The organism is Pradoshia sp. Z3_51 (assembly GCF_058215915.1).
This window is the reverse complement of sequence record NZ_JBZAJC010000012.1, coordinates 78,860-89,559: the sequence shown is the minus strand read 5'-3', so window position 1 is coordinate 89,559 and position 10,700 is coordinate 78,860. Positions and strand designations below refer to the sequence as shown.

The 10,700-nt window shown below is 39.6% G+C and carries 10 protein-coding genes and 1 rRNA gene; 8 read left to right on the top strand and 3 right to left on the bottom strand.

Annotated features, from left to right (window positions below; genetic code table 11):
* The 5 genes from rrf to tsaD form a co-directional block, all read left to right on the top strand.
* Nucleotides 1–74 (top strand): 5S ribosomal RNA (gene rrf / locus AC4BHA_RS16545); the annotation flags it as partial.
* A 1,093-nt stretch (nt 75–1,167) separates the two neighbouring features.
* Nucleotides 1,168–1,626, top strand: coding sequence for a tRNA (adenosine(37)-N6)-threonylcarbamoyltransferase complex ATPase subunit type 1 TsaE (gene tsaE / locus AC4BHA_RS16540; protein ID WP_490558930.1), 459 nt, complete (start codon nt 1,168–1,170; stop codon nt 1,624–1,626).
* Complete coding sequence (gene tsaB / locus AC4BHA_RS16535) at nt 1,626–2,330, top strand: tRNA (adenosine(37)-N6)-threonylcarbamoyltransferase complex dimerization subunit type 1 TsaB (protein WP_066110009.1); 705 nt, start codon at nt 1,626–1,628, stop codon at nt 2,328–2,330. The genes tsaE and tsaB overlap by 1 nt, the downstream gene beginning before the upstream one ends.
* Nucleotides 2,330–2,782, top strand: coding sequence for a ribosomal protein S18-alanine N-acetyltransferase (rimI, locus tag AC4BHA_RS16530; protein ID WP_140462253.1), 453 nt, complete (start codon nt 2,330–2,332; stop codon nt 2,780–2,782). Before tsaB ends, rimI begins: the two co-directional genes overlap by 1 nt.
* Entirely contained in the window at nt 2,776–3,795 is a 1,020-nt protein-coding gene (tsaD, locus tag AC4BHA_RS16525; protein WP_066110003.1) for a tRNA (adenosine(37)-N6)-threonylcarbamoyltransferase complex transferase subunit TsaD, read from the top strand. The genes rimI and tsaD overlap by 7 nt, the downstream gene beginning before the upstream one ends.
* Nucleotides 3,796–4,170: 375 nt before the next feature.
* On the opposite strand, the gene AC4BHA_RS16520 is transcribed toward tsaD, so the two are convergent.
* Complete coding sequence (locus tag AC4BHA_RS16520) at nt 4,171–6,093, bottom strand: ABC-F family ATP-binding cassette domain-containing protein (protein ID WP_490553785.1); 1,923 nt, start codon at nt 6,091–6,093, stop codon at nt 4,171–4,173.
* A 639-nt stretch (nt 6,094–6,732) separates the two neighbouring features.
* Here AC4BHA_RS16520 and AC4BHA_RS16515 point away from each other — a divergent pair.
* Nucleotides 6,733–7,392 (top strand): redox-sensing transcriptional repressor Rex, encoded by a 660-nt coding sequence (locus AC4BHA_RS16515; RefSeq protein WP_066109997.1) that lies wholly within the window; start codon nt 6,733–6,735, stop codon nt 7,390–7,392.
* A 36-nt stretch (nt 7,393–7,428) separates the two neighbouring features.
* Here the strand turns inward: AC4BHA_RS16515 and AC4BHA_RS16510 are convergent, their stop codons facing one another.
* Nucleotides 7,429–7,641 carry a YdiK family protein gene (locus AC4BHA_RS16510; RefSeq protein WP_066109994.1) on the bottom strand — a complete coding sequence of 71 codons (213 nt, stop codon included), beginning with the start codon at nt 7,639–7,641 and terminating at the stop codon, nt 7,429–7,431.
* Nucleotides 7,638–8,369 carry a CPBP family intramembrane glutamic endopeptidase gene (locus tag AC4BHA_RS16505; RefSeq protein ID WP_066109993.1) on the bottom strand — a complete coding sequence of 244 codons (732 nt, stop codon included), beginning with the start codon at nt 8,367–8,369 and terminating at the stop codon, nt 7,638–7,640. The genes AC4BHA_RS16510 and AC4BHA_RS16505 overlap by 4 nt, the downstream gene beginning before the upstream one ends.
* Before the next feature lie 300 nt (nt 8,370–8,669).
* On the opposite strand from AC4BHA_RS16505, the gene groES reads away from it, so the two are divergent.
* A complete protein-coding gene (groES, locus tag AC4BHA_RS16500; protein ID WP_066109990.1) occupies nt 8,670–8,954 on the top strand; it encodes a co-chaperone GroES in 285 nt (94 codons plus the stop codon).
* A gap of 57 nt (nt 8,955–9,011) precedes the next feature.
* Nucleotides 9,012–10,646 (top strand): chaperonin GroEL, encoded by a 1,635-nt coding sequence (gene groL / locus AC4BHA_RS16495; RefSeq protein WP_066109987.1) that lies wholly within the window; start codon nt 9,012–9,014, stop codon nt 10,644–10,646.
* Nucleotides 10,647–10,700 lie beyond the last annotated feature (54 nt).

Genomic DNA, 10,700 nt, shown 5'->3' with positions numbered 1-10,700 from the left:
ACACGGAAGTTAAGCTCTTCAGCGCCGATGGTAGTTGGGACGCGAGTCCCTGTGAGAGTAGGACGTTGCCGGGCAATCAGAAACCAGTTCAGTTGATGAGCTGGTTTTTTTGTGCGGTTTTTTAGGGAGCAAGGAGGATTTTGGATACTTGTTGGAGCTGGAGGAGTGAGGAGTCGGGATCAATCCACAGTCAATGGAATATCTTAAAGACGTGAATAAGGTATGGGAAAGGTGCGCTATTCTGGGTCTACCATCACCTATACTGCACGCTATTCTGGGTCTACCATCACCTATACTGCACTTAGCCCGGGCAAAGATTGGTTGAAAGGTAGGCGAAGTGTGTAGGAAAGCAGCTATGTTCCACCTATGGGACACCTATGCCCGACCTATACCCGGGCAAAGGTGGTTGAAAGGTAGGCGAAGTGTGTAGGAAAGCAGCTATGTTCCACCTATGGGACACCTATGCCCGAACTATACTGGGGTAAAGGTGGTTGAAAGGTGGGTAAAGTATGTAGGAAAGCAGCTATGTTCCACCTATGGATCACCTATGCCCGACCTATACAGGGGTAAAGGTGGTTGAAAGGTAGGCGAAGTATGGAGGAAAGCAGCTATGCTCCACCTATGAGGCACCTATGCCCGATCTATACCGGGGTAAAGGTGGTTGAAAGGTAGGCGAAGTGTGTAGGAAAGCAGCTATGCTCCGCCTATGAGGCACCTATGCCCGACCTATACGGGGGTAAAGGTGGTTGAAAGGTGGGTGAAGTATGGAGGGAAGCAGCTATGTTCCACCTATGGAACACCTATGCCCGACGTATACCAGGGTAAAGGTGGTTGAAAGGTGGGTGAAGTGTGTAGAAAAGCAACTATGCTCCGCCTATGAGGCACCTATGCCCGACCTATGCCCCGCGGTGATCTATCCCAAGGCAAGGACCTTAAAGGTCGGCGTAGTCGTACCGAAGCCGTGTCACACTGTATTAAAGCTATGCGAAGTATACAGCAAATCTGTAGTAGCCAAGACCTCATCTCAAGCAATAAATTTATACGTAAAGAGTCAGATATTCCATTACCAAATTCATATTTCTAACCTTGCGCTAACCTAAAAAAACGAAATTGGATTTACACACTAAAATAATGTAAACTTTAATAATAAAATATAAAGCATGGTGAATGACTGTGATCGAATATATGAGAATTTGTAATAGTGAAGAAGAGACCAGGAAGCTGGCAGAGGAAATTGGAAGTCGCCTGATTCCCGGATCTGTAATTGCGCTTGAGGGAGACCTAGGTGCAGGCAAAACAACATTTAGCAAGGGAATTGCTAAAGCAATTGGTGTAACAAGAAATGTAAATAGCCCGACCTTTACCATTATGAAAGAATATAAAGGGAAATTTCCACTTTATCACATGGATGTTTATCGAATTGAAAATGAAGAGGAAGATTTCGGGTTTGAAGAATATTTTGAAGGTGAAGGAATTACGATCGTCGAGTGGGCTCATCTGATAAAAGGACAATTGCCGGAAGAGCTTTTGACCTTATATTTATATCATGATGGGAATGATAGACGGAGAATTGTAGCTGAACCAAAAGGTGAATTTTATGAAAAGCTATGTGAGGAGATATTTTAATGAATGTATTAGCAATTGATACATCTACGAATGTCCTGGGAGTGGCTGTTGCTAATGAAAAAGGGATTATCGGAGAGCAAATAACATTTACAAAACGAAACCATTCAGTACGGGCGATGCCTTCCATAGAAGCAATTTTGAAGGAATGCGGGCTTAAGCCAGGAGACCTTGATAAAATCGTGGTGGCAAAGGGGCCAGGTTCTTATACCGGCGTAAGAATTGGCGTAACGATTGCCAAGTCTTTGGCCTGGAGTCTAGGCATTCAATTATCAGGCGTATCAAGTTTAGAGGCGCTTGCCCTGAATGGCAGATATTTCAATGGTTTGGTATGTCCACTGTTTGATGCAAGAAGGGGACAGATTTATACAAGTCTTTTTAAATGGGATAATGGAGAGTTAGTTAGATTGGAGGAAGACCAGAATGTGTTGGCCATTGAGTGGGCTGAGCATTTAAAATCACTCAATCAACCTATACTATTCATAGGCAATGATGTTCCTATTCATATCGAGGCCCTAACAGAAATTCTTGGAGATAAGGCTATTATGGCACCTTTATCGTTGCATCAGGCCAGGCCGGGTGAATTAGCATTGCATGGCATGAATCTGCCTGGTGATGATATCCACACCTTTGTCCCCAATTACGTACGTTTAGCAGAAGCTGAGGCGAAATGGTTAGAAGCTCAAGAGAAACAGAGGGAAGAGTAATGAATCAGACGATTACATTTCGTAAGATGACTATAGAGGATCTTGATAGTGTGATTGAGGTAGAGCATGCTTCTTTTACTTTGCCATGGAGCAAAGAAGCTTTTTATAATGAGCTGATGAACAATCAATATGCGTATTATTTGGTAGCAGAGGACCAGGGGAAAGTAATTGGTTATTGCGGTACTTGGTTCATCCTCGATGAGGGCCATATCACGAATATTGCCGTATTGCCGGAATGGAGAGGCAAAAAAATCGGGGAAGAATTAATGGTACGTATGTTGGGCAAGGCACAAAGCATGGGAGTGAAAAGAATGACTCTCGAGGTACGGATCGGAAACCAAACTGCTCAAAGTCTCTATCGAAAATTGGGCTTTAAAGACGGTGGCATAAGAAAGTTTTATTATACAGACAATATGGAAGATGCATTAGTAATGTGGGTGGAATTATGGTGAATAAAGAAAATCAAATCATATTAGGTATAGAAACCAGCTGTGATGAAACCGCAGCAGCAGTAATAAAAAATGGCCGAGAAATTCTTTCAAATGTTGTAGCTTCTCAAATCGAGAGCCATAAACGTTTTGGTGGAGTCGTTCCTGAAATTGCTTCAAGGCATCATGTTGAAGCAATTACCCTTGTAGTTGAAGAGGCATTGGAGAAAGCAGAAATCTCTTGGGATGATCTTGATGGAATTGCGGTTACTGAAGGTCCTGGGTTAGTGGGAGCTCTCTTAATAGGCGTAAATGCGGCAAAAGCATTGGCTTTTGCTCATGGAATTCCACTTATTAATGTACATCATATCGCTGGACATATATATGCAAACAGAATTCTCACTGAGTTTTCCTTTCCCCTCCTTGCATTGGTTGTATCCGGTGGCCATACGGAGCTGGTGTTGATGAAGGAGCATGGAGCTTTTGACGTTATAGGGGAAACAAGAGATGATGCAGCCGGTGAAGCATATGATAAAGTAGCTCGTACGCTAAAGCTACCTTATCCGGGCGGCCCTCATATTGATCGACTGGCGCATGAAGGTCAGCCAACAGTTAAACTGCCTCGTGCATGGCTAGAAGAGGATTCATATGATTTCAGTTTCAGCGGATTAAAATCGGCTGTTATAAATACATTGCATAATGCCAACCAAAAAGGTGAAGTGTTAGCTCCTGAGGATCTGGCTTGCAGCTTTCAGGAAAGTGTAATTGATGTCTTAGTAACTAAAACCGTAAAAGCAGCAGAAGAGTTCCAGGTGAAACAAGTACTGTTAGCCGGCGGGGTTGCTGCCAATAAAGGATTAAGAACTAAATTAGAAAAAGCTTTTATAGACAAAAAGGAAGTAGAATTGATTATACCTCCACTTTATTTATGTACAGATAATGCAGCAATGATTGCTGCAGCAGGTAGTATTGCATTTGAAAAAGGCAAACGAGCTGCCATGGACTTAAATGCAAATCCAGGATTGATATTGGAATAAAAAATGAGGCTGGGACATAACTAAATTTGCTGTGTCCAAAACCGAACGATGTATTGAATTTTTATTAAACTAAATAGAAAAAGCCGAACTATTATTAATAATGCTTAAACTGCACTTTATAATAGTTCGGCTTTTTTAGTTGCTGGAAACCTTTTGTCCCAGCCTTATTTTATTGGTAAAAAAATTGATTGAAAAGTAAAAGCACTCGAATAATTGTGGATAACTACATGTTATCAACAGATTCTGTGGATAAAAGATTTGAAATCTGTGGATAATGTGGAAAAATCAAAACAAACCTTATTTTATAACTTTTTTAATGTGGATAAAAATGTTGATAAAAACCAAGTCATCCCTAACTTGGTTTTTTATCTTGATTTATTCGTCTTGTAGAGAAGTCCACTCTTCCATTAATGCTTCCAATTCTTCTTCAGTTGCTGTAAGAGTTGTCTGGATTTCCAATGATTTCTCATGGTCCTGATAGATTTCCGGATCACATAATTGTGTATTTAAATCGGATATCCGTGTATCAAGTTCTTCAATGGTAGTTTCAATTTCTGCGATACGTCTTTGGCGTTGGCGCTCTTTCTTTTTAAGCTCCTTGTCCTCCTGATAAGTAGTTTTATCTGAAACAGGGCGATTGTTGGAGATAGAATCCGCTGGTTTTTCCAGTTCAGCGAGTTCCGCTTGTTCTTGTTTTTTCTGAATATAGTAGTCATAATCTCCCAAGTATTCAATTGTACCATCTGCTTTCATTTCCAATACTTTATCGGCAATTCGATTGATAAAGTAACGGTCATGGGATACAAAGAGGAGAGTGCCTGAATAATCAACCAGTGCATTTTCAAGCACTAATTTACTGTCCAAATCCAAGTGGTTGGTCGGCTCATCTAAAATTAAAAGGTTGGCTTTTTGCATCATTAATTTTGAAAGAGCCAGCCGTGCTTTTTCACCACCGCTCAAGGTAGAGACAGTTTTCATTACATCGTCTCCGCTGAATAGAAAGTTCCCTAATATGGATCGGATATCCTTTTCAGGTTGGTTGGGGAAGTCATCCCACAACTCATTTAGCACAGTTTTGTTGGACGATAGATTAGCCTGCTCTTGATCATAATATCCGAGTGTCACATTGGCACCGAGCTGAAAGTCTCCATGCAAAGCTGGAATTCTGTCAATCAATGTTTTTAATAAAGTAGATTTCCCTACTCCATTCGGACCAATCAGTGCAATGCTTTCTCCTCTAGTTATTCTAAAGTTCAAGTGGCTGGCGACAGGTGCTTCATATCCAATAGACAAATCATTTGCATGAAGGACTTCATTACCACTTTGCCTTTCAATCTCAAAGGTAAAATTAGCTGATTTTTCATCGCCCAAGGGCCGATCCATCACTTCCATACGCTGCAGGGCCTTTTGCCGGCTCTGGGCCCGTTTAGTTGTAGATGCTCTGGCCATGTTTCTTTGGACAAAATCTTTTAATTTTGCAATCTCATCCTGCTGCTTTTCATAAAGCTTTGCATTACGTTCATATTCCTCTGCCTTTTGCTCTAAGTATCTGCTGTAATTCCCTGTATATTTCTTAATTGATGTTCGGGAAAGCTCCATGACTTGATGGACAACCTTATCAAGAAAATAACGATCATGGGAAACAATGAGGATAGCTCCAGGATATGATTGAAGGTAGCCTTCGAGCCAGCCTAATGTATCGATATCAAGATGGTTGGTCGGCTCGTCCAGAATCAGTAAATCAGGTTTCGTTAATAATAATTTACCTAGTGCAAGCCTGGTTTTTTGGCCGCCGCTTAAGGAATTAATAGATGTAGTATAATCATAATCTGAGAAACGCAAACCGTGTAAAACAGAACGTACATCTGCTTCCATTTGGTAACCGCCAGAATTTTTAAATTCCTCCTGGAGACGATCGTAATCTTTTAATACCCGGTTATATTTTTGTTCATCATTGTAGACAGAAGGATCAGCCATAGATTTTTCCAATAATCTCAATTCATCTTCTTGTTTTTGTAAGCCTTCAAAAACAGAGATCATTTCATCCCAAATAGAGCGGTCGGATTGAAGACCGGTATTCTGAGCCAAATAACCAATCGAAACATCTTTTGGCTTATAGATCTCGCCACTGTCATGTGAAAGGTGCCCGGCAATAATTTTAAGCAGGGTAGATTTACCGGCACCGTTTCTGCCAACAAGTGCAATACGGTCTTTCGTTTGAACTTCGAGCTTAATTGTAGATAAAATTGCTTCAGCTCCATAATATTTGGATACATTATTAACTTGTAAAATAATCATATTCTCACCTCAAGAAGTACATACCTTAAGTGTAGCCTACTCTTGATAAGCACCGCAACTTAATAGAAAATTTGTGAATACTCACACAAAAATTACCAAAAATGATAGAAATATTATAGAATAGGAATAGGAGAATAAACTTTCAGTGAATTTACGTGCTTTATTAATCAGGAAAGATCCCATATGATTGGTATCGCGGAGGTAACCTGGAAACAATCAGAACCGCTAGTCCTAGTATTTTGCTCGAATATAAAATTAACGAATCATTGATAAAAAAGCGGCGTATTATACATAGCTAAGATAGTTAGAATTATGGTAGTGAAGAAAACTTCTGATATAATTTCTATGTGGTACCCGGGCACTCCAAGGATTAGATATTGATTTTATATGGAAAAAAGCTGAAAATATGAATAGATTAATTATTCGTATAATCTTAAAAACGAAAGTAAGAAATAACAGCTGTTTCAGCAATACTTGATTAACCTTATATGTTATGTGCAAAGCAATCGAAAAATCAATGGTTATTGAAGGAAACTATTTTCATTGGAAAACCGGGGGGTAAAACCAGTCGGGATTATCAAAGGCAGTTTTGATATATGGAGTAACGATTGACAAGAAAGAATAGGGAGAAGGGAATTAATTTTGCAGGAAAATACTAAAATACCGCAGGCTACAGCCAAACGACTTCCATTATATTATCGTTTTATACAAAATCTACACGCGTCAGGAAAACTACGAGTTTCTTCCGCAGAACTAAGTGAAGCTGTTAAAGTAGATTCAGCTACTATACGAAGAGATTTCTCGTACTTTGGTGCTTTAGGTAAAAAAGGGTATGGTTACAATGTTAATTATCTATTATCCTTCTTTAGAAAAACTCTCGATCAAGATGAGATTACAAAGGTAGCTCTAATTGGAGTCGGGAATCTAGGTACAGCTTTCTTAAATTATAATTTTATGAAAAATAATAATACAAAGATTGAAATGGCGTTTGATGTTTCTCCTGATAAAGTAGGAACCCTTATAGGGGATGTTCCGCTCTATCATATGGATGAACTGGAGAAAAAACTTGAAAAGCAAGATATTAGTGTAGCTATTTTAACAGTTCCATCACAGGTTGCCCAATCTATTACAGATCGTTTAGTGGCTGCGAACATTAAGGCTATTTTAAACTTTACACCGGCACGTCTGAATGTGCCAGACAGCATTCGTGTCCATCATATTGACCTTGCAGTCGAATTGCAATCATTAGTATATTTTCTTAAACATTATCCATCCGGAAATACGGAAGATACAGAATAAAAAATCTCGAAGGTTTTCCCTCCGAGATTTTTTTTGTTATTCTTTTGGTTTTTCACTTTTCATTTTCTTTATTTGCTTATGAATCATCACCAAGCGGATTCCTGAACCAACATCAAGTGTAGCCAGTATGATCAGGAAATAGGTAAAGAAATCCCAACCGCTGCGTGATACATTTTGAACAGCAAAAAATATAAAAATAGCACCTAAAATTAAGTAAGTCGTTGCCATATACAACGGTGAACGTCTCATAACAAACCTCCGATAAAGCTTTGAACTTTATTAAGCTCTTCCATATTTTTTAATATATCATCTTTGTAAAGTGATTGTACGATTACAACTAATGTATTCATAGTAATGTGGGCAAAAATAGGAACAAGGATTCTCTTTGTTTTAACATATAAATAAGCAAATGTGAATCCCATTGCTGTATAAAGCAGGATATGTACAAATTCCATGTGAGCAACGGCAAAGATCAGTGAACTGATTAACGCGCTCAGGAAGAAATTCAATCGCTTGTGTAATGTGCCAAAGATAATTTTCCTAAAGACAATCTCTTCTAAAAATGGCCCAAGTACAGAACTGACTACCATAACAAGCGGTACTGCCTCAATGAGACCGAGTATATTCTGTGTATTTTCAGACCCGGTAGGAATACCAATAATTCGTTCGATATTACCAGCTATAGATTGTGAAAACAAAGCAAGAAATACTCCGCCAATTGCCCAGCCGATCGAAGCTCCCACACTTGCCTGATCGCCTAAGCTTCTATTATTTTTTTCATATCTCAGTAGGACTAGAGTAATGATAGAAGCCAGAATAAAGCTTATAACAATCCAATACCCTGCAGCCAATACTTCTATCCGTTCCGCGGGGATATTCGTGTTCGATAAGAAAACCAGCATAATTGGGATACCAAGAATAGAAGAAAATTGCATGGCAATATAGGTAATGAGAATTGACCAGTAATATTTTTTCAAATAGAAAAACTCCCTTAATCTTTTATATAGATATTAGATTGCGCATATCTTTAATTTTAACCGTTTTTACCTCATAGTTACAATTGCGAAACATTTTCCTTCTCTTCATCTACCAAACTGAAATAAAAAGGATATTTAGACCTTATTTGGGTAAGATAAATAAATGGTGATAAAATTTAAAAATTTTAACTAATATTACTTGCAAATCATTGGTTCTTTATTTAAACTATAAATTGTGTTAGCACTCAACGATGATGAGTGCTAATAAAAATGGAGATAACTTTAAGGAGGTAGTTTTACTTGTTAAAGCCACTAGGAGATCGCGTTGTGATTGAACTTGTCGCACAAGAGGAAAAAACTGCAAGCGGCATCGTGTTACCAGACACTGCCAAAGAAAAACCATCTGAAGGCAAAATTGTAGCGGTAGGAACAGGCCGTGTCCTTGAGAATGGTGAGCGAGTAGGATTGGAAGTATCTGAAGGCGATCATATTATCTTCTCTAAATATTCAGGTACAGAAATTAAATACGAAGGTAAAGAATACTTAATTTTACGTGAAAGCGACATTTTGGCCGTTATTGCTTAACGAAAATGTCGATTAAAAAATAAGACATAACAAAAAAATCGAGGAGGTAATTTACGTATGGCAAAAGATATTAAATTTAGTGAAGAAGCTCGCCGCGCTATGTTACGTGGGGTAGATGCATTAGCTGATACAGTAAAAGTTACACTTGGACCAAAAGGACGTAACGTTGTTCTTGAAAAGAAATTCGGTTCCCCACTTATCACAAATGATGGTGTAACAATCGCAAAAGAAATCGAGCTTGAAGACGCGTTTGAAAACATGGGTGCTAAATTGGTTGCAGAAGTAGCAAGCAAAACAAATGAAATTGCTGGTGACGGTACAACTACTGCAACAGTTCTTGCCCAAGCTATGATTCGTGAAGGATTGAAAAACGTAACAGCTGGCGCTAACCCAATGGGCGTTCGTAAAGGGATTGAAAAAGCTGTTTCTGTTGCAATTGAAGAATTACAAGCAATCTCCAAACCAATCGAAGGCAAAGAATCCATTGCACAAGTTGCTGCGATTTCTTCTGCTGACGAAGAAGTTGGCGCTCTAATTGCTGAAGCAATGGAACGCGTTGGTAACGACGGAGTTATCACAATCGAAGAATCCAAAGGATTTACAACTGAACTAGATGTAGTAGAAGGTATGCAATTCGACCGTGGATATTCTTCTCCATACATGGTAACAGATTCCGATAAAATGGAAGCTGTACTAGAAAATCCATACATCTTGATCACAGATAAGAAAATCTCTAACATCCAGGAAGTACTTCCTGTCCTTGAACAAGTTGTTCAACAAGGTAAACCTTTATTGCTAATCGCTGAGGATGTTGAAGGTGAAGCACAAGCAACTCTAGTTGTGAACAAACTTCGCGGAACATTCAATGCAGTAGCTGTTAAAGCTCCTGGATTCGGTGACCGTCGTAAAGCTATGCTTGAAGACATCGCTGCATTAACTGGCGGTGAAGTAATCACTGAAGAACTAGGCCGTGACCTTAAATCTGCTACATTAACTTCTCTTGGACGCGCTGCGAAAGTTGTTGTTACAAAAGAAACAACTACAATCGTTGAAGGTGCTGGAGAAACTAGCGAAATCGGTGCACGTATCAATCAAATTCGTTCCCAATTAGAAGAAACTACTTCTGAATTTGATAAAGAAAAATTACAAGAGCGTCTTGCTAAACTTGCTGGCGGCGTAGCCGTTATCAAAGTAGGTGCAGCAACTGAAACAGAATTGAAAGAGCGCAAACTTCGCATTGAAGATGCTCTAAACTCCACTCGTGCTGCTGTTGAAGAAGGTATCGTAGCCGGTGGTGGTACTGCACTTGTAAGTGTGTACAATAAAGTGGCTGCTGTGGAACTTGAAGGCGATGCACAAACTGGTGTTAACATCGTACTTCGTGCTCTTGAAGAGCCAGTTCGCCAAATCGCTCACAACGCAGGCCTTGAAGGTTCTGTAGTTGTAGAACGTCTTAAAAAAGAAGAAATCGGCATTGGCTTCAATGCAGCTAATGGCCAATGGGTAAACATGATCGAATCCGGTATCGTGGATCCTACTAAAGTAACTCGTTCTGCACTTCAAAACGCAGCTTCTGTTGCAGCTATGTTCTTAACAACTGAAGCAGTTGTTGCTGACAAGCCAGAGCCAGCTGGTGCAGGCGGCGGAATGCCTGACATGGGTGGTATGGGCGGAATGGGCGGCATGATGTAATCTGCCCCCAAAACCCTTGATATACAAGGTTTTTGAATAAGGGATAAGAGCAAT